General features: G+C 68.5%; 27 protein-coding genes and 1 tRNA gene. 9 read left to right on the forward strand and 19 right to left on the reverse strand.

The genetic code is table 11. The features are described 5' to 3' along the window. From ACTFO6_RS14730 to ACTFO6_RS14780, 11 genes are all read right to left on the reverse strand, one after another. The gene (locus ACTFO6_RS14730; RefSeq protein ID WP_439935203.1) at window positions 1–723 is read right to left on the reverse strand and encodes a lysophospholipid acyltransferase family protein; all 723 of its coding nucleotides are present in this window, start codon (window positions 721–723) and stop codon (window positions 1–3) included. Between the two features lie 37 nt (window positions 724–760). After that, window positions 761–1,309 carry a D-glycero-beta-D-manno-heptose 1,7-bisphosphate 7-phosphatase gene (gene gmhB / locus ACTFO6_RS14735; RefSeq protein ID WP_439935204.1) on the reverse strand — a complete coding sequence of 183 codons (549 nt, stop codon included), beginning with the start codon at window positions 1,307–1,309 and terminating at the stop codon, window positions 761–763. 43 nt (window positions 1,310–1,352) lie between these two features. Beyond that, window positions 1,353–3,422 (reverse strand): glycine--tRNA ligase subunit beta, encoded by a 2,070-nt coding sequence (gene glyS / locus ACTFO6_RS14740; RefSeq protein ID WP_439935205.1) that lies wholly within the window; start codon window positions 3,420–3,422, stop codon window positions 1,353–1,355. Window positions 3,423–3,425: 3 nt separating this feature from the next. Next, window positions 3,426–4,310, reverse strand: a complete 885-nt coding sequence (gene glyQ / locus ACTFO6_RS14745) for a glycine--tRNA ligase subunit alpha (protein ID WP_439935206.1) — start codon at window positions 4,308–4,310, stop codon at window positions 3,426–3,428. A gap of 49 nt (window positions 4,311–4,359) precedes the next feature. After that, window positions 4,360–5,919, reverse strand: a complete 1,560-nt coding sequence (gene lnt / locus ACTFO6_RS14750) for an apolipoprotein N-acyltransferase (protein ID WP_439935207.1) — start codon at window positions 5,917–5,919, stop codon at window positions 4,360–4,362. Further along, complete coding sequence (locus ACTFO6_RS14755; RefSeq protein ID WP_439935208.1) at window positions 5,916–6,743, reverse strand: HlyC/CorC family transporter; 828 nt, start codon at window positions 6,741–6,743, stop codon at window positions 5,916–5,918. Before ACTFO6_RS14755 ends, lnt begins: the two co-directional genes overlap by 4 nt. Next, window positions 6,727–7,239, reverse strand: coding sequence for an rRNA maturation RNase YbeY (gene ybeY / locus ACTFO6_RS14760; RefSeq protein WP_439935209.1), 513 nt, complete (start codon window positions 7,237–7,239; stop codon window positions 6,727–6,729). Before ybeY ends, ACTFO6_RS14755 begins: the two co-directional genes overlap by 17 nt. Beyond that, window positions 7,223–8,179 (reverse strand): PhoH family protein, encoded by a 957-nt coding sequence (locus ACTFO6_RS14765; protein ID WP_439935210.1) that lies wholly within the window; start codon window positions 8,177–8,179, stop codon window positions 7,223–7,225. Before ACTFO6_RS14765 ends, ybeY begins: the two co-directional genes overlap by 17 nt. Continuing rightward, on the reverse strand, window positions 8,176–9,510 hold the full coding sequence (miaB, locus tag ACTFO6_RS14770) for a tRNA (N6-isopentenyl adenosine(37)-C2)-methylthiotransferase MiaB (protein ID WP_439935211.1): 1,335 nt from the start codon (window positions 9,508–9,510) through the stop codon (window positions 8,176–8,178). The genes ACTFO6_RS14765 and miaB overlap by 4 nt, the downstream gene beginning before the upstream one ends. Window positions 9,511–9,523: 13 nt before the next feature. After that, the gene (locus ACTFO6_RS14775; RefSeq protein ID WP_439935212.1) at window positions 9,524–9,772 is read right to left on the reverse strand and encodes a hypothetical protein; all 249 of its coding nucleotides are present in this window, start codon (window positions 9,770–9,772) and stop codon (window positions 9,524–9,526) included. Between the two features lie 224 nt (window positions 9,773–9,996). After that, window positions 9,997–10,072, reverse strand: a tRNA-Met gene (locus ACTFO6_RS14780). A 313-nt stretch (window positions 10,073–10,385) separates the two neighbouring features. Here ACTFO6_RS14780 and ACTFO6_RS14785 point away from each other — a divergent pair. Continuing rightward, on the forward strand, window positions 10,386–11,396 hold the full coding sequence (locus ACTFO6_RS14785) for a 2-dehydropantoate 2-reductase (RefSeq protein ID WP_439935213.1): 1,011 nt from the start codon (window positions 10,386–10,388) through the stop codon (window positions 11,394–11,396). Here the strand turns inward: ACTFO6_RS14785 and ACTFO6_RS14790 are convergent. From ACTFO6_RS14790 to rpe, 6 genes are all read right to left on the reverse strand, one after another. Beyond that, window positions 11,393–12,364 carry an indole-3-glycerol phosphate synthase TrpC gene (locus tag ACTFO6_RS14790; protein WP_439935214.1) on the reverse strand — a complete coding sequence of 324 codons (972 nt, stop codon included), beginning with the start codon at window positions 12,362–12,364 and terminating at the stop codon, window positions 11,393–11,395. The two genes, ACTFO6_RS14785 and ACTFO6_RS14790, sit on opposite strands and share 4 nt — an antisense overlap. Window positions 12,365–12,387: 23 nt before the next feature. Continuing rightward, window positions 12,388–13,413, reverse strand: coding sequence for an anthranilate phosphoribosyltransferase (gene trpD / locus ACTFO6_RS14795; protein WP_439935215.1), 1,026 nt, complete (start codon window positions 13,411–13,413; stop codon window positions 12,388–12,390). Then, window positions 13,410–14,051 (reverse strand): aminodeoxychorismate/anthranilate synthase component II, encoded by a 642-nt coding sequence (locus ACTFO6_RS14800; protein WP_439935249.1) that lies wholly within the window; start codon window positions 14,049–14,051, stop codon window positions 13,410–13,412. The genes trpD and ACTFO6_RS14800 overlap by 4 nt, the downstream gene beginning before the upstream one ends. Window positions 14,052–14,056: 5 nt before the next feature. Continuing rightward, a complete protein-coding gene (gene trpE / locus ACTFO6_RS14805) occupies window positions 14,057–15,529 on the reverse strand; it encodes an anthranilate synthase component I (RefSeq protein WP_439935216.1) in 1,473 nt (490 codons plus the stop codon). Between the two features lie 149 nt (window positions 15,530–15,678). Then, a complete protein-coding gene (locus tag ACTFO6_RS14810) occupies window positions 15,679–16,389 on the reverse strand; it encodes a phosphoglycolate phosphatase (RefSeq protein WP_439935217.1) in 711 nt (236 codons plus the stop codon). After that, on the reverse strand, window positions 16,386–17,066 hold the full coding sequence (gene rpe / locus ACTFO6_RS14815; RefSeq protein WP_439935218.1) for a ribulose-phosphate 3-epimerase: 681 nt from the start codon (window positions 17,064–17,066) through the stop codon (window positions 16,386–16,388). The genes ACTFO6_RS14810 and rpe overlap by 4 nt, the downstream gene beginning before the upstream one ends. A gap of 159 nt (window positions 17,067–17,225) precedes the next feature. On the opposite strand from rpe, the gene apaG reads away from it, so the two are divergent. Next, a complete protein-coding gene (apaG, locus tag ACTFO6_RS14820) occupies window positions 17,226–17,609 on the forward strand; it encodes a Co2+/Mg2+ efflux protein ApaG (protein WP_439935219.1) in 384 nt (127 codons plus the stop codon). Between the two features lie 197 nt (window positions 17,610–17,806). On the opposite strand, the gene ACTFO6_RS14825 is transcribed toward apaG, so the two are convergent. Next, window positions 17,807–18,562: a DsbC family protein gene (locus ACTFO6_RS14825; protein WP_439935220.1), complete on the reverse strand. Its 756-nt coding sequence runs from the start codon at window positions 18,560–18,562 to the stop codon at window positions 17,807–17,809. Between the two features lie 150 nt (window positions 18,563–18,712). Next, window positions 18,713–20,050 carry an FAD-dependent monooxygenase gene (locus ACTFO6_RS14830; protein WP_439935221.1) on the reverse strand — a complete coding sequence of 446 codons (1,338 nt, stop codon included), beginning with the start codon at window positions 20,048–20,050 and terminating at the stop codon, window positions 18,713–18,715. A gap of 149 nt (window positions 20,051–20,199) precedes the next feature. On the opposite strand from ACTFO6_RS14830, the gene ACTFO6_RS14835 reads away from it, so the two are divergent. The 7 genes from ACTFO6_RS14835 (at window position 20,200) to ACTFO6_RS14865 (ending at window position 24,532) form a co-directional block, all read left to right on the forward strand. Next, window positions 20,200–20,439 (forward strand): ribbon-helix-helix domain-containing protein, encoded by a 240-nt coding sequence (locus tag ACTFO6_RS14835; protein WP_439935222.1) that lies wholly within the window; start codon window positions 20,200–20,202, stop codon window positions 20,437–20,439. Further along, window positions 20,436–20,804, forward strand: coding sequence for a PIN domain-containing protein (locus ACTFO6_RS14840; RefSeq protein WP_439935223.1), 369 nt, complete (start codon window positions 20,436–20,438; stop codon window positions 20,802–20,804). Before ACTFO6_RS14835 ends, ACTFO6_RS14840 begins: the two co-directional genes overlap by 4 nt. A 549-nt stretch (window positions 20,805–21,353) precedes the next feature. Then, complete coding sequence (locus tag ACTFO6_RS14845; RefSeq protein WP_439935224.1) at window positions 21,354–21,593, forward strand: AbrB/MazE/SpoVT family DNA-binding domain-containing protein; 240 nt, start codon at window positions 21,354–21,356, stop codon at window positions 21,591–21,593. Further along, window positions 21,583–21,921, forward strand: coding sequence for a type II toxin-antitoxin system PemK/MazF family toxin (locus tag ACTFO6_RS14850; RefSeq protein ID WP_439935225.1), 339 nt, complete (start codon window positions 21,583–21,585; stop codon window positions 21,919–21,921). The genes ACTFO6_RS14845 and ACTFO6_RS14850 overlap by 11 nt, the downstream gene beginning before the upstream one ends. 312 nt (window positions 21,922–22,233) lie before the next feature. Beyond that, window positions 22,234–22,473: an AbrB/MazE/SpoVT family DNA-binding domain-containing protein gene (locus ACTFO6_RS14855; protein WP_439935224.1), complete on the forward strand. Its 240-nt coding sequence runs from the start codon at window positions 22,234–22,236 to the stop codon at window positions 22,471–22,473. Beyond that, window positions 22,463–22,801, forward strand: coding sequence for a type II toxin-antitoxin system PemK/MazF family toxin (locus tag ACTFO6_RS14860; RefSeq protein ID WP_439935225.1), 339 nt, complete (start codon window positions 22,463–22,465; stop codon window positions 22,799–22,801). The genes ACTFO6_RS14855 and ACTFO6_RS14860 overlap by 11 nt, the downstream gene beginning before the upstream one ends. Window positions 22,802–23,395: 594 nt before the next feature. Continuing rightward, on the forward strand, window positions 23,396–24,532 hold the full coding sequence (locus ACTFO6_RS14865; protein ID WP_439935226.1) for a porin: 1,137 nt from the start codon (window positions 23,396–23,398) through the stop codon (window positions 24,530–24,532). Window positions 24,533–24,628 lie beyond the last annotated feature (96 nt).

Below are 24,628 nucleotides of genomic sequence, written 5' to 3' on the forward strand. Positions count from 1 at the left end.
TCAGCGCTCCTCCGGCGCGGCGTCGATGCGCTGCATTTCCGCCTCGATCCACTCTTCCGCCCGGCGCAGCACCTCCTCGGGTTTGAGTCCCCGGGGGTCGATGGGCTCGCCGATGCTCACGGTCACCAGCCCGGGACGCTTGAGAAACGCGCGCCGGCCCCACAGGCGCCCCGCGTTCACCGCCACCGGGACCACCGGCGCGCCGGCGTGCACGGCGAGCCACGCGCCGCCCACCTGGTAGCGGCCCCGCTCGCCCGGATCGACCCGCCTTCCCTCCGGATAGACGATCACCCAGAAGCCGGCGGCCAGCCGCTCCATGCCCTGGCGCAGCAACTGCTTGAGCGACGTGCGCGGCGAAGCGCGGTCCACGACGATGGGGGAAAGCATGGCCAGCCCCCAGCCGAAGAACGGGATGTAGAGCAGGCTTTTCTTCACCACGATCACCTGGGGCGGGAAGATCTCCTGGAAGGCCAGGGTTTCCCACGCCGACTGGTGCTTGGAGAGCACTACCGACGGCCGCGCCGGCAAGCGCTCCCGCCCCAGCACCCGGTAGCGGATGCCGCAAATCACCCGGGCGAGGAAGATGGTGATCCGCGACCACCGGGTGATGATGCGGTAGCGGGTGAAGGCGCCGAAGGGAAACGTTGCGAGGGCGATGAGGGAGAAGACGGGGGTGGTGATGGCGAGCGCTGCGGCGAAGAGGGCCGAGCGCAGCCAGATCATGGGGCGACGCTGGCCGGCTGTGTGTCCCGCCCCGTCATCAGGACGAAACCAAGGCATCCACTGCCGCCGCGAGATCGGAGAACACGGCGGTGCGGGGCGGCAGGTTTCCTTCCAGGCGGGTGCGTTCGCCTTTGCCGGTGAGCACCAGGAGCGGCAAGGCGCCCACGGCCGCGGCCGCTTCCAGGTCCCGCAGGGAATCGCCGATGGCCGGCACCCCCTCCAGGGACACGTTGTAGCGCTGGGCGATCTCCTGCAGCATGCCCGGAGCGGGCTTGCGGCAGGGGCAGCGGGCCTCGGCGGTGTGGGGGCAGAAGAAGAGCGCATCGATGTGGCCGCCGGCCGCGGCCAGCGCCCGGTGCATCTTTTCGTGTACCGCGTTGAGGGTGGTCATGTCCAGGAGCCCCCGCCCGATGCCCGACTGGTTGGTCGCCACCACGACTCGGTAACCCGCCCGGTTCAGCCGGGCGATGGCCTCTAGGCTGCCGGGAATGGGCCGCCATTCCTCGGGCGACTTGATGAAGTTGACGCTGTCGTAGTTGATGACGCCGTCGCGGTCCAGGATGACCAGTTTGGTGGTGGCGGGCAAGGCCTGCGCTCCTCGATGGCGGAAGTATTTTAAACCGGTTGTGTCACGCGGCGAGCTTGGAGATGTCCGCCACCTGGTTCATCACCCCTGCCAGTTGCCGCAACAGGGCGAGGCGGTTCGAGCGGATGGACGGCTCCTCGGCCATCACTAGCACCTGGTCGAAGAAGGTGTCCACTTGGGGCTTGATCCCCGCCAGCGCCGCCAGGGCCTGGGTGTAGTCCCCCCGCTGCATGAGGGCCTCCACCCGGGGCGCCAGCTCCCGGGTGGCTAGGTAGAGCTGTTTCTCCGCGGGCTCCCGCAGAAGGGAGGCCTCCGGCGCCCAATCCTCGGCGTCCGCCTTCTTGAGGATGTTCTGGATGCGCTTGTTGGCCGTGGCCAGGCTCTCCGCTTCCGGCAGGCGGCGGAACGCCCGCACCGCTTGGATACGGGGCATCACCCGGTCGATGCGGCTCGGCCGCTGGCTCACCACCGCCTCCACCTCATCGGCCTCGTAGCCCTGGCCCCGCAGGTAGTGCCGCAGGCGCTCCAGCATGAACTCGAACACCTCCGCCTCCACGCCGGCTGCGATGATGCCTGGAGCGAAGGCCTCGCGGGCGTCGGCGAGGAGCGCCCGCAGATCGATGGGCAGGTTGCGCTCGATCAGGAGACGCAGCACCCCCAGGGCGTGGCGCCGCAGGGCGTAGGGGTCCTTGTCCCCGCTGGGGGCGAGGCCGATGCCGAAGATGCCGATGAGCGCATCCAGCTTGTCGGCTAGGGCCACGGCGATGGCCACGGGATCCTCGGGCAGGGTGTCGTTGGCGAAGCGCGGGTGGTAGTGGGCCTCGATCGCCCGGGCCACCGCCTCGGGCTCGCCGTCGTGGCGGGCGTAGTGCATGCCCATGACGCCCTGCAGCTCGGGGAACTCTCCCACCATGTCGGTCAACAGATCGGCCTTGGAGAGGTAGGCGGCCCGTTCCGCGAGGCTTCGATCCGCCCGCAGCGCTTCTGCGATCTTTCCGGCGAGCTTCTGGATGCGCAGCACCCGCTCGAGCTGGCTGCCCAGGCGGTTGTGGTACACCACCTCCGCGAGCCGCGGCACCCGCGCCTCCAGCCGTATTCTGCGGTCCTGGTCGTAGAAAAACTTGGCGTCGGCGAGCCGGGCCCGCAGCACCCGCTCGTTGCCGTGAATGATTTCCCGGGGGTCGTCCACCCGCAGGTTGGAGACGATGAGGAAGCGGGGCTGCAGTCTCCCCGTCCCCGGGTCGAGCAGCGGGAAGTACTTTTGGTGCTGCTTCATGGACAGGATCAGGCATTCCTGGGGCACGGCGAGGAAGGCCGGATCGAAGCTTCCCGCGTAGACCGCGGGATACTCCACCAGGGCGGTGACCTCGTCGAGCAGGGCCTCGTCCATGTCCGGCCTGAGCGGACCCGCCGCCTCCATGAGCAAGGCCTCGATGCGGCCTCTGCGCTCGTCGAAGGAGGCGATGACGCAGCCCCGGGCGGCGAGCCGCTCGGCGTAGGCCTCGGCGTGGGGAATCTCCAGCCGGCCTTCGCCCAGGAACCGGTGGCCGCGGGTGGCGCGCCCGCTCGCCACCCCCAGGACCGTGCCCTGGATAGCCTGCTCGCCGTGGAGCAGGATGACCCCGTGCACCGGACGCACGAACTCTTCCTCGCCCGCGCCCCAGCGCATCATCTTCGGCACCGGCAGCCGGGCGGCCGTCTCCTCCACCGCGGTAGCCAGCACCGCGGCGAGCGTGCTGCCGCTTTCGCTCTTGCGGCAGACGAAGTGCTCGCCCTTGGCGTCCGTGGCGCGGGCGAGCGCCTCCGGCTCGACCCCGTGCTTGCGGCAGAACCCCAGGAGGGCCTGGGTGGGCCGGCCCGTGGAGTCCAGGGCGGTGGCGACATAAGGGCCCTTCACCTCTACCGCCTTGTCGGGTGCCTTCTCCCGCACCCGGGAGATCGCCACCGCCAGCCGGCGCGGCGTGGCGTAGCCGATGGCCCGGCTGTCGGGCTCCAGCAGATCCAGCTCCCCGAGCCGCCGGGCGAGCCCCTCGGTGAAGGCCTCCCCCAGCGCCCGCAGTGCCTTCGGCGGCAGCTCCTCGGTGAGGATCTCGACCAGCAGGGTCTCGGTCATGGCTCACGCCGCCTTGGCCTGGTTCAGCATCGGGAAGCCCAGCGCCTCCCGGGAGGCGTAATAGGCCTGGGCCACCAGGCGCGCGAGGGTGCGGATGCGGGCGATGTAGGCGGCGCGCTCGGTGACCGAGATGGCGCCCCGGGCGTCCAGGAGGTTGAACGTGTGGGAGCATTTGAGGACCATCTCGTAGGCGGGCAGGGGTAGCCCCGCCTCGATGAGGCGCTTGGCCTCCGCCTCGAAGCCGTCGAACTGGGAGAAGAGCCAGGGCACGTTGGATTGCTCGAAGTTGTACCGGGACTGCTCCACCTCGTTCTGGTGATAGACGTCGCCGTAGGTGACCCCATCGGTCCACACCAGGTCGAACACGCTCTCCTTGCCCTGGAGATACATGGCGAGCCGCTCCAGCCCGTAGGTGATCTCCCCGGTGACCGGGCGGCACGGGAGGCTGCCCACCTCCTGGAAATAGGTGAACTGGGTCACCTCCATGCCGTTCAGCCACACCTCCCAGCCCAGTCCCCAGGCGCCCAGGGTGGGGTTTTCCCAGTTGTCCTCGACGAAGCGCACATCGTTCCTGCGGGGATCGATGCCCAGGTAGGCCAGGGAGTCCAGGTACAAGTCCTGGATGTGGAGCGGCGAAGGCTTCAGCACCACCTGGTACTGGTAGTAGTGCTGCAGGCGGTTGGGATTCTCGCCGTAGCGGCCGTCCTTGGGCCGCCGGGACGGCTGGACGTAGGCCGCGTTCCAGGGCTCCGGTCCCAGGGCCCGCAGGAAAGTGGCGGTGTGGGATGTGCCCGCGCCCACCTCCATGTCGTAGGGCTGCAGCAGCACGCAGCCCTGCCGGTCCCAGTATTCCTGGAGCTTGAGAATGACCTGCTGAAAGGTGAGCATGAAAGCCGCAAAAAAATCGTTATTTTACGCGGTCCGGCGGTTTTTTATGTCAGAACGGTTCCCGTTGGCGCGGCTGGGAGAGCAACGCCGCGGCGCAGGCGGCCAGGGCGAGAAGGAGGGCGGGCGCGTTGCCCCAGCGCACGTAGGGGGTCTCGCCCCCGTAGCCCCGGACTTCGGCTTCTACCAGGGCTTCCTCGTGCACCGGCGCCTGCGCTAGCACCTGCCCTTTGGGATCGATCACTGCGGTTACGCCTGTGTTGGTGGCCCGCAGCATGTAGCGGCCGGTCTCCAGGGCCCGGGCCTGGGACATCTGCAGATGCTGCCAGAGGGCGAAGGAATCCCCGAACCAGGCGTCGTTGCTCACGTTGGCAAGGAGCGTCGCCCCGGGAAGCTGGCGGATGATTTCCTCCCCGAACGCGTCTTCATAGCAGATGTTGACCGCCACCTGTTGGCCGGCCACCTGGAGCGGCCGCTGCCACGGATCGCCCCGGGAGAAATCGGTGAGCGGGATGCTGAGGGCTTTCATCGCCCAGCCGAAGCCCGGGGGGATGAACTCGCCGAAGGGGACCAGATGGGACTTGCGGTAAGCCTGGGGAGGGGAGCTGCCCCGGGTCACCACGCTGTTGTAATAGACCTCGCTGTCGGGATCGGGCTTCTCCGGCATGCCCACCAGCAGGTCGCCGCCCCGGCTCGCCACGGAGGCGGTGAGCTCGGTCCAGTAGGCTTCCGGCACCTGGTGATAGAACAGGGGCAGCGCCGTCTCGGGCAGGATCACCAGGGTACCGGACGCCCTTTGCACCGCCGCCAGGTACTGGCGCAGGGTGGCCGCCACCCGCTCCTCCCGCCACTTGAGCTCCTGGGGCACGTTGCCCTGGACCAGGGTCACTTTCACTGGTTCCGTGACCGGCCAGGTGAAGGTCACGCTTTTCAGCGCCTGGCCGGCGAGCCACAGGCCGGCACCCGCCGCCACGGCGAGCGGCAGCCCGGGGGAGAAGCGAAGCCGCCGGGCGGCGGCGAGCAGCACCGCCGCGGCGAGCCCGGCGGTGACCGCCACGGCGAGCCCGACGCCGTAAATCCCCGCCGCCGGCGCGTAGCCGGCCAGAGGGCTTTCGGGAATCTGGGAGTAGCCCACCGCCAGCCAGGGAAAGCCGGTGAAGAGCCAGCCCCGCAGCCATTCGACGGTCACCCACAGGCCCGGGATGAGAAGCGCCGTGCGCCGGAGCGGCGGGACAGGTACCATGGCCTGCAGCCAGCCCACCAGGGCGGGAAAGAGGGCGAGCAGCGCGCAGAAGAGCAGGGTGGCGAGGGCGGCGAGCGGCGCCGGCATGCCGCCGAAGACGTGCAGACTCACCCAGATCCAGCTCACGCCCACGCCGAAGAGCCCCAGCCCGAAGGCGAACCCGGCGGCCGCGGCGGCTCCCGGGCGCGGCAGCACGCCCCACAGGGCGAACAGCAGGGCGAGCGCCAGGGGCGCGAGGAAGAAGGCGTGGAACGGGGCGTAGCCGGCGACCGCCACCGCCCCCAGGGCGAAGGCGCCGGCCAGCGTCCACAGGCTGCGGGCGCGGGAGGCGGAGCGGAAGCGGGGAAGCGACCGGTGCGCCGCCGTCATGCCTCGTCCTGGAGCCGCTCGACCAGCAGGGTGTGCAGCCGGCGGCTGTCGGCGCGCAGGACCTGGAACTTGACCCCGTCGGCGCTCACCGACTCGCCCCGCCGGGGCAGGCGTCCGAACAGGGACAGCACCAGCCCGCCCACGGTGTCGTACTCCTCGTCGCTGAACCGGGTGCCCAGGGCGGCGTTGAAGTCCTGGATCTCCGTGGTGGCCTTGACGCGATAGCGTCCGTCCTTGTCGCGGATGATGTTGTCGCCGGCCTCCTCGTAGTCGTACTCGTCCTCGATCTCGCCGACGATCTGCTCCAGCACGTCCTCGATGGTCACCAGCCCCGCCACGCCCCCGTACTCGTCCACCACGATGGCCATGTGGTTGCGGTTGCTGCGGAAGTCCTTGAGCAGCACGTTGAGCCGCTTCGACTCGGGGATGAACACCGCCGGGCGCAGCATGGCGCGCACGCTGGACTCCTCGCCGGCGTAGAAGCGCAGCAGATCCTTGGCGAGCAGGATGCCGATCACGTTGTCCTTGTGGCCGTCGTAGACCGGAAAGCGGGAATGGGCGGTTTCGATGGCGAAGGCGGTCATCTCCTCCGGCGTCGACTCGATGTCGATCATCTGCATCTGGGAGCGCGGGATCATGATCTCGCGCACGGGCATCTCCGAGACCTGGATCACTCCCTCGATCATGCTCAAGGCGTCGGCGTCCAGGAGGTTGCGCCGGTAGGCCGAATGGAGCAATTGCACGAGGCTCTCCCGGTCCTCAGGCTCGCGCATGATGAGCGCCGACAAGCGCTCGAGCCAGCCGGGCTTATCGACTTCTTCCATCTATTTCTCCATGGGCTGTTCGTGCCTTGCGTCTGGGCGCTTCCGGCCCGTAAGGGTCGGCGTAGCCGAGCGCCCGCATGATCCGGGACTCCAGGAGTTCCATCCTGGTCGCTTCGTCCTCGCCCTGATGGTCGTGGCCCTGCAGGTGCAGCACGCCGTGGACCGTGAGGTGGGCGTAATGGGCCAGGACTGGCTTGCCCGCCTCCCGCGCTTCCCGCTCCACTACGGGCGCGCACAGCACGATGTCGCCGCGTAGAGGCTTGAACTCTGGGTAGGGGAAGGTGAGGACGTTGGTGGCGTAGTCCTTGCCGCGGAAGCGCTGGTTGAGCGCCCGGGCCTCGGGCTCGTCCGCCACGCGGATCACGATGGCCGCGGGCCGCTGGAGCGTGCGGCCGACCCAGCGGCGGAACTGGCTGCGGCTGGGCACCCCTGGTCGAGCGGTGGCGTATTGGACCGAGAGGGAGAACGGCGCCGGGCGCCTACTGCCGCTTGGCATACTCGTCGTAGGCCTGGACGATGCGCTGCACCAGGGGATGGCGCACCACGTCCTCGGCCTGGAACACGGTGAAGGCGATGCCGCGCACGCCGGCGAGCACCTCCTGGGCTTCCACCAGCCCGCTTTTCTGTCCCCGGGCGAGGTCGATCTGGGTCACGTCGCCGGTGATCACCGCCTTGGTGGCGAAGCCGATGCGGGTGAGGAACATCTTCATCTGCTCGGGCGTCGTGTTCTGGGCCTCGTCCAGGATGATGAAGGAGTGGTTGAGGGTGCGACCCCGCATGTAGGCGAGGGGCGCGATCTCAATCGCCCCCCGCTCGAACAGCTTTGCCACCCGGTCGAACCCCATCAGCTCGTACAGGGCGTCGTACAGGGGCCGCAGGTAGGGATCCACCTTCTGGGCGAGATCCCCGGGCAGGAAGCCCAGCCGCTCGCCCGCCTCCACCGCCGGCCGGGTGAGCACGATGCGCTTGACCCGGTCCCGCTCCAGGGCGTCCACGGCGCTCGCCACCGCGAGGTAGGTCTTGCCCGTGCCTGCCGGACCGATGGAGAAGGTGATGTCGTGCTCCTGGATTTGGCGCAGGTATTGCACCTGGCGGGGCGTGCGGCCGTGCAGGTCGGCGCGCCGGGTCACTAGGGGTGGCGACTCCAGCGGCCGCGCCGTCCCGGGGGCCGGGCTCATCACCTCCACCAGCCCCAACTGGATGTCTTCCGCACTCAAATGATGCTGGGCCTGGTCGTAAAAAGTGCGCAGCGCCCGGGCCGCCAGATCGGCCCGCTCCGGCGCGCCGCTCAGTTTGAAATGCTCGCCGCGCCGGGCGATGGTCACGTCCAGGGCCACCTCGATCTGGCGCAGGTTCTCGTCCAGGGCGCCGCACAGGTTGGCCAGGCGCTGGTTGTCGGGCGGGGTGAAGGACAGTTCGAGGACGGCGGACTTCAATTCGGTAGTGAGGCAAGCCTGCCTCGGAGGGAATGGGGCAGGGCGGCCGTGATGCTCACGTGGACGAACCGGCCGATCAGGCGCGGATGGCCCGGGAAGTTCACCACCCGGTTGTTTTCCGTGCGGCCCTGGAGTTCCGTCGGATCCTTCTTGGAGGGTCCCTCCACCAAGACGCGCTGCTCGGTGCCCACCATGGCGCGGCTCAAGGCTTGGGCCTGGGCATCGATCAGCGCCTGCAGCCGGGCCAGGCGCTCGAGCTTCACCGCCTGCGGGGTCGGGTCCGGCAGCTCCGCCGCGGGGGTTCCCGGCCGCGGGCTGTAGACGAAGCTGAAGCTGGCGTCGAAGCCCGCTTCTTCCACGAGCCGCAGCGTCGCCTCGAAGTCGGCCTCCGTCTCGGTGGGAAAGCCTACGATGAAATCCGACGAAATGGAGATGCCCGGCCGCGCGGCGCGCAGGCGCCGGAGGATGGACTTGTACTCGAGCACCGTGTAGCCCCGCTTCATGGCGGCCAACACCCGGTCCGAGCCCGACTGCACGGGCAGGTGCACGTGGCCCGCCAGCTTCGGGATCTGGGCGAAAGCGTCGATCAGCCGCTGGGTGAACTCCCGCGGGTGGGACGTGGTGAAACGGATGCGCTCCAAGCCGGGAAGCTCCGCCAAGTAGCGCAACAGCAGAGCCAGGTCCGCCGTTTCCCCGTCGCTCATGGCGCCCCGGTAGGCGTTCACGTTCTGGCCGAGGAGGGTCACTTCCCGCACCCCCTGGTCCACCAGGGACGCCACCTCCGCCAGCACGTCCTCGAAGGGGCGGGAGACCTCGTCCCCCCGGGTGTAGGGCACCACGCAGAAACTGCAGTACTTGCTGCAGCCCTCCATGATGGAGACGAAGGCGCTCGCCCCCTTGACGCCCGGGGGCGGCAGGGCGTCGAACTTCTCCACCTCCGGAAACGACACGTCCACCTGGGGCCGGCCGGTTTCCCGGCGGGCCCGGATGAGCTGGGGCAGCCGGTGCAGGGTCTGGGGGCCGAACACCAGGTCCACGTAGGGGGCCCGGGCGATGATGCGCTCCCCCTCCTGGCTCGCCACGCAGCCCCCCACCCCGATCAGCATCCCCGGCCGGTGGCGCTTCAGGTGCTTGACGGTGCCCAGGTCGGAGAACACCTTCTCCTGGGCCTTCTCCCGCACCGAGCAGGTGTTGAAAAGGATGAGGTCGGCCTCCGCCGGATCGTCGGTCGGCTGCAACCCTTCCGCCGCCCGAAGCACGTCGGCCATCTTGGCCGAATCGTACTCGTTCATCTGGCAGCCGAACGTCTTGATGTAAACCTTGCCGCCCACGGGAATCGAAGCGTTACCGGCGCCGCTTGAGCTCCTCCCGGGCGAGCTCCTCGGGAGTGAGCAGCCACACACGGGACAAATCCCCGTTGCCGTCCACCAGGTACAGCACCCGGGCGTCCTGCGGAAGGGCCGGGGGCATCACGACACGATTCCAGGAATCGAAGATCCTGGCGCCCGGGGCGAGGCGATAGGTCTTGCCGGCGATCTTGGCGTGGGGATATTCGAAGGCGTCCACTTTGCCCAGGGCAGCCTCCGCGGGCAATATGCGCTGCGCGGAGGCGCCTCCGCTCACGGAAAAAAACAGGATAAACAAGAGGATAGAACCTAACCGCATGGGCTTACGATAGCACGCTGGCGGGCCTGCTCGCAATCGGCGGCGGACCGGTCGCTCGGGAACCCTCCCAGACGGTTGCGGGACCGACAGAGAGGGCAGACGGTCGGGCGGAAGGGTGGGCGGGATCTGGAAAGACCTGGAATCGGAAGCGCTGGTGGCGAATCAGGGATTCGAACCCCGGACCAACGGATTATGATTCCGCTGCTCTAACCACTGAGCTAATTCGCCACGGAGGGGCGAAACTATGCCAGCCGCCCTCGAGGGCTGTCAAGGAAGGTCCGGACGGCAGGGCGGGCACCGAGGGCGATGATAAACTTGCATGATGCATTCCATAAGGATTATCTATTTTTGCTGATATGAAAAATTGACCGCGGTCAATTTCCGGCGCGGCCTGCTCCACCACACTCCACTGCGCTCCAGGGCTTAAGGGTAGAAGACGGCCTCCGGGGACTTCCCGGCGGGAGCGGGTCAGCGGGCCCTGGCATGATGTCCATCCGGCCATCTGGAATTTCCTGAAACAACAGCCAAGACGGGGGATGCAATGAAGATTTGCGTTGTGGGTGCGGGCGCCATCGGCGGCTATTTGGGCGTCAAGTTGGCGCTGGCGGGCGAGGACGTGACCCTCATCGCCCGGGGCGCCCATCTGGAGGCGATCAAGAAAAACGGCCTCAAGCTCGTCATGCACGATGGCACCGAGCACGTGGCGAAGAACGTTAAGGCGACCAGCGCCATGGCCGAGGCGGGCGTCCAGGATCTGGTGATCCTGGGCATGAAGGCCCACCAGCTTCCTCCGGTGGCGTCGGACCTACGGGCCATGTTCGGGCCCCAGACCATCGTCGTGCCGACCCAGAACGGCATCCCCTTCTGGTACTTCCAGCGCCACGGCGGCCCCCTGGAGGGGCGCATCGTGGAGTCGGTGGACCCGGGCGGGGTGTGCGTGAAGAACATCGAGGCGGAGCGGATCCTGGGTTGCGTCGTCTATCCTGCCAGCGAGATCGCCGCGCCGGGGGTGATCCGGCACATCGAGGGAGACCGCTTCCCCATCGGCGAGCTGGACGGCTCCGAGACCGAGCGGGCGAGGCGCGTGTCCGAGACCTTCACCCGGGCCGGCTTCAAGTCCCCCATCCTGCCCGACATCCGCTCCGAGATCTGGCTCAAGCTGTGGGGCAACCTCACCTTCAACCCCATCAGCGCCCTCACCCATTCCACCCTGGTGGACATCTGCCAGTACCCCCTCACCCGGGACCTGGCGGCGAAGATGATGACCGAGGCCCAGGCCATCGCCCATAAGCTCAACATCCACTTCCGCGTGCCCCTGGAGAAGCGCATCGCCGGCGCCGAGAAGGTGGGCAAGCACAAGACCTCCATGCTCCAGGACCTGGAAGCCGGCCGGCCCCTGGAGGTGGACGCCCTGGTGGGGGCGGTGGTGGAGCTTGGGCGCATGACCGACACTCCCTCGCCCCACATCGACGCGGTCTACGCCCTCACCAAGCTCCTCGACAAGACCGTGCAGGAGGAGAAGGCCTGCGTGCGGGCGCTCAAGCTCGCTTAGGCGAACAGCCGGGCGAGCTCGGCGCCCGGGTCTTCCGCCCGCATGAACGCTTCTCCTACCAGGAAGGCGTGAACCCCCCGGGCGCGCAGGCGGGCCACGTCCCCGGGAGTCAGGATTCCGCTTTCGGTCACCACGATCCGGGCGGGCGGAACCCGGTCGAGGAGTCCGAGGGTGGTCTCCAGGCGGGTTTCGAAAGTGCGCAGGTTCCGGTTGTTGATGCCAATCAAGGGCGTGGCGAGGGTGAGGGCCGCCGCCAGCTCCTCCCCGTCGTGGACCTCCGCCAGCACCGCCATGCCCAGGGAATGGGCGAGGGACTCGAGCGCTTGCATGCGGGCAAGGTCGTAGCCGGGGGCCCCGCAGGAAGGGCCCTCTCCCCCAGCCCCTCCCCCCGGGGGGGAGGCGGGGTCGCTGCTTTCGCTTTCCCAAGAGACGGGAGGCCAGGTGGCGCCGCCCGCTGGTGGATCTCCCTCTCCCGTGGGGAGAGGGGACAAGGAAGAGGGCTGGCGGGCTCCCGCGGCAAGCCGAAACGCCGCCACGATCACCAGGATGCAGTCCGCCCCCATGGCCCGCGCTTCGAACACCTGGTACGGATCGATCACGAAGTCCTTGCGTAGCACCGGCAGCTCGCAGGCGGCGCGGGCCGCCCGGAGGTAATCCGGGCTTCCCTGGAAGAACGCCCGGTCGGTGAGCACCGACAGGCACGCCGCCCCGTGGCGGGCGTAGCTACGGGCGATCGCTTCCGGGTCGAATCGCTCCCGCAGCACCCCTTTGCTGGGGCTCGCCTTCTTGATCTCGGCGATGACGGCGGGCCGGCCCGCGGCGATGCGCCCGCGTAGGGCGCCGGCAAAGTCCCGCGCCGGGGGCGCGGTCTGGGCTCGTTCCCGGACCGCCTCCAGGGGCAGTGCCGCGCGGGCCGCGGCCACCTCCTCCGCCTTCGCGGCGAGGATGCGCTCCAGGATGTCAGCCATCGTCTTTCGTCGAATATCCAGGCTCAGGCCCGGAACCGGTTGGTTAGCTCGACGAAGGCTTCCAGCTTGCGCCGCGCCGCGCCGCTCTCCAGTGCCGCGGCGGCCTTTTCGATGCCCTGTTCCATGGTCTTCGTGACGCCGGCCAGGTAGAGGGTCGCGCCGGCGTTGAGCAGCACCATGTCCCGGGCCGGCCCGGGGACATTGTCCAGCACCCCGAGCAGCATGCCCTTCGCCTGGGCGGCGTCCTCCACCCGGATCGCGGCGGGCTCGCCCAGCTTCATCCCGAACTGGGCCGGGTGCAGGGTGTACTCGGAGATCTCGCCGTTCTTGAGTTCCCCCACCATGGTTTCGGCGCAGATGGAGATCTCGTCGACCCCGTCCAGCCCGTGCACCACCATCACGTGGCGGCTGCCCAGGCGCTGGAGCACCCGCACCTGGATGCCCACCAGGTCCGGGTGGAACACGCCCAGGAGCTGGTTCCTGGCGCCCGCCGGATTGGTGAGGGGCCCCAGGATGTTGAACAGGGTGCGCACCCCCAGCTCCCGCCGCACCGGCGCGGCGTGCTTCATGGCGGCGTGGAAATTGGGGGCGAACATGAAGCCGATGCCCACCTGTTCGATGCACCGGGCGACCTGCTCGGGGGTGAGCTGGACCCAGGCGCCCAGGGCTTCCAGCACGTCGGCGCTGCCGCTTTTGGAGGACACCGACCGCCCACCGTGCTTGGCTACCCGGGCGCCGGCGGCGGCGGCGACGAACGCGGAGGCCGTGGACACGTTGAACGTGTGGGCGTTGTCTCCCCCGGTGCCGCAGGTGTCCACCAGATGGGCGCTGTCCTCCACCGGCACCGAGGTGGCGAACTCCCGCATCACCTGGGCCGCGGCGGTGATCTCGCCGATGGTTTCCTTCTTGACCCGCAGGCCCATGAGGATGGCGGCGATCTGGGCCGGCGTCATCTCGCCGTTCATGATCTGGCGCATGACCGAGAGCATCTCGTCGTAGAAGATCTCCCGGTTGTCGATCAGGCGGTTCAACGCTTCCTGGGGCGTCATGCCTTCCTCCTTTCGGCGCTTACCCGTTCTTCGGCGCTTCCCTGTCCCGGGGCGGCGGCTTGCCCCGGCGGCCCTTCCGGCCATAGAAAGTTGCCGAGCAGGGCGTGCCCGTGCTGGGTCAGGATGGACTCCGGATGGAACTGCACGCCCTCCACCCGGAACGCCTTGTGCCGCACCCCCATGATCTCCCCGTCGTCGGTCCAGGCCGTCACCGCGAGGCAGTCGGGCAGGCTCGAGCGCTCGATCACCAGGGAGTGGTAGCGGGTCGCTTCGAACCCGTCCGGCAGCCCGCGAAACACGCCTTCTCCCGCATGGCGGATGCGGGAGGTCTTGCCGTGCATGAGCGCTCGGGCGTGCACGATGCGGCCGCCGAAGGCCTGCCCGATCGCCTGGTGCCCCAGGCAGACCCCCAGGATAGGGATCCGGCCCGCGAAGCGCTGGATCAGCGGCACCGACACCCCGGCCTCGTTGGGCGTGCAAGGCCCCGGGCTGATGACGATGTACTGGGGATCGAGGGCCTCGATCTCCTCCAGCGTGATCTCGTCGTTGCGGGCGACCTTCACCTCCTGCCCCAGCTCGCCCAGGTACTGCACCAGGTTGTAGGTGAAGGAGTCGTAATTGTCGATCATCAGCAGCATGATTTTCACCACCTTGTATCCAACCCCGCGTGGGCCAGCTCGGACGCCCGCAGGATCGCTCGCGCCTTATTTTGCGTCTCGATCCATTCGTTGCGCGGCACCGAGTCGGCGACGATTCCGGCGCCCGCCTGCACGTAGAGCGCCCCGTCCTTGACCAGCGCGGTGCGGATGGCGATGGCGAGGTCCATGTCCCCGTTGAACCCCAGGTAGCCCACGGCGCCCGCGTAGACGCCGCGCTTGGAGGGCTCCAGCTCGTCGATGATCTCCATGGCCCGCACTTTAGGGGCGCCGCTCACCGTGCCCGCCGGGAAGGTGGCCTTGAGCACGTCCAGCGCCCCGAGCGCCGGGCGCAGCCGCCCTTCCACGTTGGACACGATGTGCATGACGTGGGAGTAGCGCTCGATCACCATGTTCTCGGTGACCCGCACGGTTCCCGTCTGGGCCACCCGTCCCACGTCGTTGCGGCCCAGATCCATGAGCATCACGTGCTCGGCGCGCTCCTTGGGGTCGGCGAGGAGCTCCGCCGCGAGCCGGGCGTCCTCGTCCGGCGTCTTCCCCCGGGGGCGGGTGCCGGCGATGGGCCGCACCGTCACCGTCTCGCCCTCCAGCCGCACCAGGATCTCCGGGGAGGCCCCCACCACGTGGAAGCTGTCGAGATCGAAGTAGAACATGTAGGGCGAAGGATTCAATCCCCTGAGCGCCCGGTACAGGGCGAGGGGGGAGGCATGGAACGGCTGGCGCATGCGCTGGGAGAGCACCACCTGCATGATGTCGCCCTCGAAGATGTAGCGCTTGGCCCGCTCTACCGCCTCGATGAAGGCATCCTGCGCGAACTCGCAAGCCGTGGGTCCGGAGGGGCAGGGGTCGCTCGCTGGGATCGCCACCGGCTGGCGCAGGCGCGCGAGCAGCTCGGCGAGGCGCCGGCGCGCCCGGGCGTAGGCGCCCGGCTCCCGGGGATCGGCGTACACCACCAGGTAGAGCTTCCCCAGCAGGTTGTCGATGACCGCCAGCTCCTCGGAGAGGAGCAGCAGGATGTCCGGCGTGCCGAGGGCGTCCGGCTTGTCGGTGCGGGCTAGCCGCGGCTCGATGTAGCGCACCGTGTCGTAGCCGAAGTAGCCCACGAGCCCGCCGCAGAAGCGGGGGCCCGCCGCCAGCGGCGCGGCGCGGAAGCGGGCAAGATACGCTTGGAGAAAGCCCAGGGGATCGGGGGTTTCGTGCTCTTCCACGGCAAGCCCCCGCCGGACCAGGCCGACGCGGTGGCCCTTCACCTCGATGCGCAGCTCCGCGGGCAGCCCGATGATGGAATAGCGGCCGAAGCGCTCGCCCCCGATCACCGACTCCAGCAGGTAGGAGTAGGGCTCGCCGGCGAGCTTGAGATAGAGGGAGAGGGGCGTGTCCAGATCGGCCAGGGTCTCGAGGACCACGGGCACGCGGTTGTAGCCGCGCGCGGCCAGATCGTCGAATTCCTGTTCAGTCACGGAAGTCTCCACAAAAGGGTTTGAAACCGGAAACGGCAGGGCGAAGCGCCTGGATACGCGTCACGGGCGCCAAGGGCGCCAGCGGCGGAGCGCGAACCGTTCGATTTCAATCCTCTTGGAGCTCACGGCTGAACTTGGCGGAAAAATTCCTACTGGGGGCGCCCGGCGGCGGGGCGGGCCTTGCGCACCAGCCGGGGCACCTCGTCCACGCCCGCTACTATAGCATCGCAATCGAGGTCCTGCACCTCGGTCCCCTCGTTGTAGCCGTAGGGCACGCACACCACCGGGCAGCCGGCCGCCCGGGCCGCCCGGGTGTCGTTGGGGGAGTCGCCCACCAGCAGGAGCTCGCCCGGGGCGACGCCGAAGTGCCGTGCCGCGTAGAGGAGGGGCATCGGATCCGGCTTCTTGCGCGGCAGGGTGTCGCCCCCCAGCACCAGGTCGAAATAGCGGGCAAGCCCCGTCTGCGTGAGCAGCGGCCGGGTGAAGCGTTCCGCCTTGTTGGTCACGCAGCCAAGCGGGAAACCCGCTTGGCGCAGCGCTTCGAGCCCCTCCACCACGCCGGGGTAGGGACGGGTGCGCACGCACAGGTTCGCCCGGTAATGGGGCTCGAAGACAGCCAATGCCCGCTCGACCTGCGCCGCAGTCGGCTCAGCGCCGGTCACCTCCGCCAGGCAACGGGTGACCAGGTTCTGGAGGCCCTTGCCGATGTGGGTGCGAATGACGTGCTCCGGCAACGGTTCGAAACCCAGCTCCTGGAGCATGGCGTTTGCCGCCACCGCCAGGTCATCGACGGTGTCGAGCAGGGTCCCGTCGAGATCCAGAACGACCGCGCCCACGGGGATGGGGAAGCGGGAATTCACGTGTTTCGGCCTCGGGCTTTTTCCAGCTCCGCCCGCATCGCTGCGATGGTCGCCTTGTAGTCTTTGGTCCCGTAGATCGCGGAGCCGGCGACGAAGGTGTCCGCCCCGGCCCGGGCGATCTCCGCGATGTTGTCCACCTTCACGCCCCCGTCCACCTCCAGCCAGATGTCGCGCCCGCTCGCGTCGATCCGCCGGCGCACCTCCCGAAGCTTCTCGAGGGCCGTGGGGATGAACTTCTGCCCGCCGAAGCCCGGGTTGACCGACATGATGAGCACCAGGTCCAGCTTCCCCAGGGTCCAGTCCAGGTAATGGAGCGGTGTCGCCGGGTTGAACACCAGCCCCGCCTTGCAGCCGCAGTCGTGGATCAGGCCGATGGTGCGGTCCACGTGCTCCGAGGCCTCGGGGTGGAAGGAGATGATGTTGGCGCCCGCCTTGGCGAAGTCCGGCACGATCCGGTCCACGGGCTTCACCATCAGGTGCACGTCGATGGGCGCTTCGGTGAGGGGCCGGATCGCCTCGCACACCAGCGGCCCGATGGTGAGGTTGGGCACGTAATGGTTGTCCATCACATCGAAGTGGATCAGGTCGGCTCCGGCGGCGATGACCGAGGTCACCTCCTCGCCCAGGCGCGCGAAGTTGGCCGAAAGGATGCTGGGGGCGATCCGGTACGTGGGCATGGACCCTCCGCAGGCGATAAAGCCCGGATTTTAGCGGGATTGCCTCCCCGGCTGCATAACGGGCGCTGATTGCCGGGAAAAGCCGCCGTTATGCTGCGGCGCTTGTGCCCGCCGCGCCTTTGGTGTGCAATGCAAGCCTGGCCTCGGCGAGGGTACCCTATGAGCGAACGCAAAATTTACCGGATCGACGTGAAGGCGCGCACCACCTACCTGCCCGACCAGTCGGACGAGGCGGAAAACCGCTACGTGTTCGCCTACACCATCACCCTCACCAACACCGGCACGGTCGCCGCCCAGCTCATGAGCCGCCACTGGATCATCACCGACGCGGACAACCGGGTGCAGGAAGTGCGGGGCCTGGGGGTGGTGGGCGAGCAGCCGGTGCTGCGCCCCGGGGAGAGCTTCGAATACACGAGCGGCACCGCCATCGCCACCCCCGTGGGCACCATGACCGGCCGCTACCACATGCGGGCCGAGGACGGGGTGACCTTCGAAGCGCCCATCCCCGAGTTCACCCTGAGCGCGCCCCGCATGCTCCATTGAGGCGGGCGCGGGTTTCTACCCCTCCCGGTCCGGTCCCTCGTCGCGCCGCCCCTTGCGCGGCATCGTCCACCACACGATGAACACGACCAGCCCGAGGGCGAGGGCGGTCTCCAGCAGCACCACCCACATGGCGCGGCCTCAGGCGGAAGAGCCGGGCCGGGCCGGCGGGGCGGCGGGACGGGGCGGGCGGCTTTGCCTCATCGCCCCCCTCCGCCCGCGGTCTTCGCCTCCTTGAGGGCCTGATCCAGGGCTTGCGCGGTGCGGGGGCCCGTGTACTCGGTGCCGTCGGCGAGGAAGATGGCGGGGGTGCCCTGCAGGCCCAGACGCCGGGCCATGTCGTGCACGGGCTCCGCCCGGTATTCGCAGCCCGCCTTGTCGGCGGGAGGCACCTGGTCCCGCAGCATCAGATCCTCGAACGCCTTGCCCCGGTCCTTGGCGCACCAGACGGCCTGGGATTTGGTGAGGGAACTCTCGGAGAGGAACGGCCACAGGAAGGTATAAATGGTGACGTCGGTAAGCTGCACCAGTTCCTTCTGCAGCGCCTTGCAATAGGGGCAATTGGGGTCCTCGAAGGTGATGAGGGTGCGCTGGCCGTTGCCCTTCACCCGCTTCACCGCGAGCTTGAGCGACCCGTTGATCAGGGCGGCGTTGAGCCGGCTCACCGTCTCCCGGGTAAGGTCCTTGTAGGGGGCGCTGCGCACGTCCAGAAGCGCCCCGCCGGCGAACAGGAACTGGGCCTTTTCGTCGGTGTACATCACTAGGCTGCCCCGGGGGCTCGCCACGATCACCTCGTAGAGGCCGGCGAACGGGGTGGGTTTCACGCTTTCGATGCGCTCCCCCTGCAAGCGCGCCTCCAGCGCCTTCTTCGCCGCCTCGGCGTCGGCGCGGGCGAAGGCGGAAGGCAGCACCGCGAGTACGGCCGCCATCCCGGCGGTCAAGACGGATTTCAGCACGGCACGGTCCCTTTCGTCGTTGCGGTAGGGTGCGCCTGGGCGCACCGCTCTGTCTGGTATGTCGAGCGTGCGCTTCAGCGCACCGCATCCGGCGGTACTTTGCCGGCCCGCCGGTGCGTTTCGCGCGGCTCAACGCACCCTACATTATCCTCATTCGACCGCCTCGCCCAGCGCCTGTTGCGCCAGGCGCGCTTTCACGGGCGTGAGGGCGTCCACCAGCCGCAGCCCCGTGTTGCGCAGCCACCCGACGCCCCAGGCCCGGGCGCTGAAGAGGCGCGCGAGCCCGTCGGTGGCGAGCTGCATCAGGGCCACCTCCTCCCGGCGGGCCCGCTCGTAGCGGCGCAGCAGAAAGTAGTCGCCGCAGTCGGTCACCGGCCCCCGGTTCCTGAGGACCTCTGCCAGCACCCGCGCGTCCTGGAAGCCCAGGTTAACCCCTTGCCCGGCCAGGGGATGGATCGTGTGGGCGGCGTCCCCCGCGAGGGCCACCCGGGGCGCCGCGAGCCGCTTAACCTTCACGAGCCGCAGGGGAAAGGCCGCCGGCGGCGAGATCACGGCGAGCCCCCCCACCACGCCCCGGGAGGCCTCCTCCACTTGGGCGGCCAGTGCGGAATCGTCCAGGTTGAGGAGCGCCGCCGCGTGCGCGTCCCAGGTGGACCAGACCATAGAGACGCACTCCCCCGGCAGGGGCAGCAGCGCCAGCACCCCGTCCTCCCGGAACCACTGGAAGGCGGTGTTATGGTGGGGGCGCTCGCAGCGGAAATGGGCCACCACCGCCTGCTGGCCGTAGGGCTTCTCCGTCGCCTCGATTCCCGCTTGGCGCCGCACCCAGGAGTTCGCCCCGTCCGCCCCTACCACCAGCCGAGCCTCCAGGGTCTCGCCCCCTTCCAGGGAGAGGGCAATGCCCTCGAGGCCCCAGGCCAGGCCCGCGGGCGGGGGCGTCCGCCGCCACGCGAGATTCGCCTGCCCCGCCAGGGCGGACTCGAGGGCCGCCTGGAGCGCCCGGTGCTCCACGATATAGGCCAGCGCCGGCCGCCCCAGCTCGTAGGCGCTGAACACGATCCGGGAGCGGGCGTCGTCGCCGTAGACCTCCATGCGCTCCACGGTCGCGACGCGGGCGGGATCGAGCCGGGCCCACGCCTCCAGCTCGGCGAGGAACGCCCGGCTCCCGGGGCTCACGGCGTAGACGCGGGGGTCCCAGCCGGGAAGGACCCCGGGGGGCGCGGGGGCGCCATTTCGGACCGTCTCGCGCCCCTCGAGTTCCTCGACGGTTCGCCCCGGCGCTGCCGCGTCGATCGGGCTTGTCGGGTGCGCTTCAGCGCACCGCTCTCCGGTGTCGTTCCGGCGCGTCTCGCCTCCCTCGACGCCCCCTGCGGTTCGTGCCCGGGCCTCCGCGTCGATCAACGCCACCGCGAGCCCGCTGCCCCGAAGCGCCCGGGCGAGGGCCCGCCCCACGAACCCGCCGCCCACCACCGCCACGTCCCATTCCATGGGCGGATTATACCCGGCGGGCCTGCCGGGCCCGGCGCGGACGGGACGATCGGGGCGCGTTTCGAATTCCGCCGGGCCGCCGCTGTCTGCATTGGCCTCCCGGCGAATTGACGATATCATTTCTTAAAAGTCGATATCGCGGTGAAAGAATGATCCGAACGGTCGTGAGTCTCGATCCGGAAGACAAGGCCTGGTTGGACCGCAAAGCCCGGCAAGAAGGCGTTCCCATGACCGAGATCGTCCGACAAGCCGTTCGCCAATTGCGCGAGCGGTGCGAGTCCGCGCCCCGCATGGAACGACTCTTGGAGAAGACCCGGGGGATGTGGAAAGGCGATGATGGCCTCGTTTATCAGCGCCGTCTGCGGCGGGAATGGGACAGGCGCCGGTGACGGTCCTCTTGGACTCGGTGATTCTGATCGATCACTTCAACGGGATCGATGCCGCCACCCGCTACCTGGCCCAAAGCGGGGGCAGCGCGGCCATCTCGGTCATCACCCGGGCCGAAGTGCTGGCCGGTTTCGGGACCCGAGCGGCCGCCCTGGCGAAGCGCCTGCTCGACTGTTTTCCGACCCTGGCCATCGATCAGCCCATCGCGGACCGGGCCGCCGAGTTACGCCGCCGGCACCGCTGGAAGCTGCCCGACGCGTTTCAAGTGGCGCTCGCCCAGCACCACGAGCTGCGCCTGGCGACGCGGAACGTGAAGGACTTCCCTCCCGGCCGGTGGGACTTCGTCCTGGTGCCGTATACCCTCTGAGCACCTGTCTCAAAAATTGCCCGCGCCCACCCATCCCCCTCCCGGCCTCCCCCTTGAAGGGGCAGGATGACAGGGGCATGCCAGACCGTGGACGGGCTGGGGTAGGGTCCCCTCCCCTTCAAGGGGAGGGTTAGGGAGGGGATGGGTTCCCTCCCCTTCAAGGGGGCGGAGCGGGGGTTTCGCAGAGCACAGCTCTCTCGCCCGCGGAGCCGGTCCGGCCTGCAGGCCGGGCCGTGGACGGGTTAGGGAGGGGATGGGGTAGCCTGGTCGGTCGCGCCTCGCCGCAGCCTTTCTCCAGGTTGTAGGGTGCGCTTTAGCGCACCGCTTGGGGCGCTTCGGGGCTTGCCGCCGCTCGAGCCCCCGCCGGGTGCGCCTTGGGCGCAACCGCTCCGGCGTTTCGGGTCCTGCCGCCCGGTGCGTTTCGCGTCGCTCAACGCACCCTACGGGGGCGGTGCGTTTCGCGTGGCTCAACGCCCCCTACGACGCTTCCCGCCCCCCGGGTCCCTTGACGCCCCGCTCGTGCCGCCATACAGTAATACTGCAATACGCATGGAGGCGGTCATCATGCTGGCGTCGAAAGTCACGAGCAAATACCAGGCAACCATCCCTGCCGAGGTGCGCAAGCGGCTGGGTATCGAGAAAGGCGACAGGGTGGCCTTCGAGGTGGAAGGCCAAAAGGTCGTCCTGCGTCGGGTGTCACCCCTCGACGTGGAATACGCCAAAGCCGTCGTCGGGACGTTGAGCGAATGGGCGTCGGAAAACGACGAGGAGGCCTATCGTGGCCTATGAAAGGTTTGACGTAGTGGCGGTGCCCTTCCCGTTCACCGATTCGGCCCGGCAAAAGCGGCGCCCGGCCCTTGTGCTGTCCGACCGGGAGGCCTTCAACGATCCGGTGGGGCACAGCGTCATGGCCATGATCACGAGCGCAAAGAACCCCCCCTGGCCGCTGGATGTGCGCCTTGCCGATCTCGCCCGCGCCGGCTTGCCCGCGCCCTCCGTGGTGCGCATGAAGCTGTTCACGCTGGACCATCGCTTTGTCGTCCGCAAGCTGGGCGCCCTGGCCCAGGTCGACCGGAGGGCGGTGCGGCGATCCCTCGAGCGGGCGTTTGCCTGTTGACCAAGCGACGGGGGCGGTGCGTTTCGGCTGCGCTCAACGCACCCTACGATGCCTGTTCGGGGTTGTAGGGTGCGCTTTAGCGCACCGCTTGGGGCGCTTCGGGGCTTGCCGCCGCTCGAGCCCCCGCCGGGTGCGCCTTGGGCGCAACCGCTCCGGCGTTTCGGGTCCTGCCGCCCGGTGCGTTTCGCGTCGCTCAACGCACCCTACGGGGGCGGTGCGTTTCGCGTGGCTCAACGCCCCCTACGACGCTTCCCGCCCCCCGGGTCCCTTGACGCCCCGCTCGTGCCGCCATACAGTAATACTGCAATACGCATGGAGGCGGTCATCATGCTGGCGTCGAAAGTCACGAGCAAATACCAGGCAACCATCCCTGCCGAGGTGCGCAAGCGGCTGGGTATCGAGAAAGGCGACAGGGTGGCCTTCGAGGTGGAAGGCCAAAAGGTCGTCCTGCGTCGGGTGTCACCCCTCGACGTGGAATACGCCAAAGCCGTCGTCGGGACGTTGAGCGAATGGGCGTCGGAAAACGACGAGGAGGCCTATCGTGGCCTATGAAAGGTTTGACGTAGTGGCGGTGCCCTTCCCGTTCACCGATTCGGCCCGGCAAAAGCGGCGCCCGGCCCTTGTGCTGTCCGACCGGGAGGCCTTCAACGATCCGGTGGGGCACAGCGTCATGGCCATGATCACGAGCGCAAAGAACCCCCCCTGGCCGCTGGATGTGCGCCTTGCCGATCTCGCCCGCGCCGGCTTGCCCGCGCCCTCCGTGGTGCGCATGAAGCTGTTCACGCTGGACCATCGCTTTGTCGTCCGCAAGCTGGGCGCCCTGGCCCAGGTCGACCGGAGGGCGGTGCGGCGATCCCTCGAGCGGGCGTTTGCCTGTTGACCAAGCGACGGGGGCGGTGCGTTTCGGCTGCGCTCAACGCACCCTACGATGCCTGTTCGGGGTTGTAGGGTGCGCTTTAGCGCACCGCTTGGGGCGCTTCGGGGCTTGCCGCCGCTCGAGCCCCCGCCCGGGTGCGCCATGGGCGCAACCGCTCCGGCGTTTTCGGGACCTGCCGCCCGGTGCTACGGGGGCGGTGCGTTTCGCTTCGCTCAACGCACCCTACGATGCCCGTCGGATGCGCCTGGGCGCGCCGCATCGGCATAAGCCTTTGATATATCGTATTTTCTAACCCTTCCCGCCGCCCCTGTTGCGTTTTTGCCGGCGGATTTGTCAAGCGCCTTGAGGCGCCGTTGCAATATTTTTCCCTAAGTCCTTGGGCGGACGGGCTCCCCGGCAGCCGCCGGGAGGTGTTGCGTCCGCGCAACAAATGGGGGGTCCGGGGGGGGCGTTTAGGCGGTTTTTTCTTGTTTCCCGGGCCGCCCCCTTGCCACAATACCCTCGACTTCTCGACCTTGGGGAGGGAAGTCGAGGAAATAAGGAACGTTCGCGAACCATCCTTATTTAGAGCAGCGATTCTTCAGAGGAGAAAACCGCATGAACAAGAAGTTGATCGCGCTGGCCGTCGCCGGCGCCCTGGCCGCCCCCCTGGCCGCCACGGCCGCCGACAACGTGACCATCTACGGCACCCTCAACATGAGCTTGGAGTCCGTGGACAACGACAATCCCACGGACGCCCGCCGCACCCGGGTGAACAGCAACTCGTCCAACATCGGCTTCAAGGGCCAGGAGGACCTGGGCGGGGGCTTGAAGGCCTGGTTCCAAGTGGAAAACGACGTCCGTCCCGACGGCTCCACCAGCGGCGCCTGGGCGGGCCGCAACAGCGCCGTGGGTCTCTCCGGCAACTGGGGTAATGTGTTCTTGGGCCGCTGGGATGAGCCGTACAAGCTCGCCACCATCGGCTACGACCGCTTCTACGCCACCGGCATGCCCGACATCGAGGCCCTGATCGGCAACAATAACGGCGTCGGCGGCACGTCAGCGGGCTTCAGCAACCGGCAGTCGAACATCGTCCAGTACTGGTCGCCCAAGTTCGCCGGCTTCTCGTTCAAGGTGTCCTATGCCCCCGACGAGGGTAAAACCAACGCTCAGAATCAAGACCGCTGGGCCATCGGCGCCAGCTACGAGTGGATGGGCCTGGGCATCGACGCCGCCTATGCGAAGCACAACGAGCAGCGCACCACCGGTGGTTCCAAGGGAGACGACACCGGGTGGAAAGTGGGCGTGCGCTACACCTTCAACCAGGGCAACACCTTCGTTGGCGCCGTGTGGGAAAGCCTGGAGTACGAAAACGTGGTGGCCGCCGGCTCTAAGGCCGAGCGGGACGCCTGGGGCATCGTGGGCTCCCACCGCATGGGTAATTTCGACCTGCGCGCCCAATGGTTCCACGCCGACGATGTGGACGGCTCCTGCGCGGGCGGCACGCCTACCACCACCTTCGTGGGTGGCATGCCAGGTTGCGGGATCGGCGACAGCGGCGCCGATCACTACACCGTGGGGGTGGGCTACCACTTCTCCAAGCGCACCGTGGCCTACGCCTACTACACCAAGATCAAGAACGACACCAACGCCGGGTACGACTTCTTTGTGAACCCTGCTGGTATTGGCAGTGGCGCGGCTGCGGCTGGACGGGATCCGGACGCCTTCGCGCTCCACGTCCGCCACAGCTTCTAAAGCGCGCGGGCGGCCACGAGCCGCCACCGCGCTTAAAGCGGGCTTTCGCCGGGCGCCTTCGGGCGCCCGGTTTTTTTTGTCGGGTGCGCCTGGGCG

This window comes from Pelomicrobium sp. G1, from assembly GCF_051905455.1.
Lineage (GTDB): Bacteria > Pseudomonadota > Gammaproteobacteria > Burkholderiales > UBA6910 > Pelomicrobium.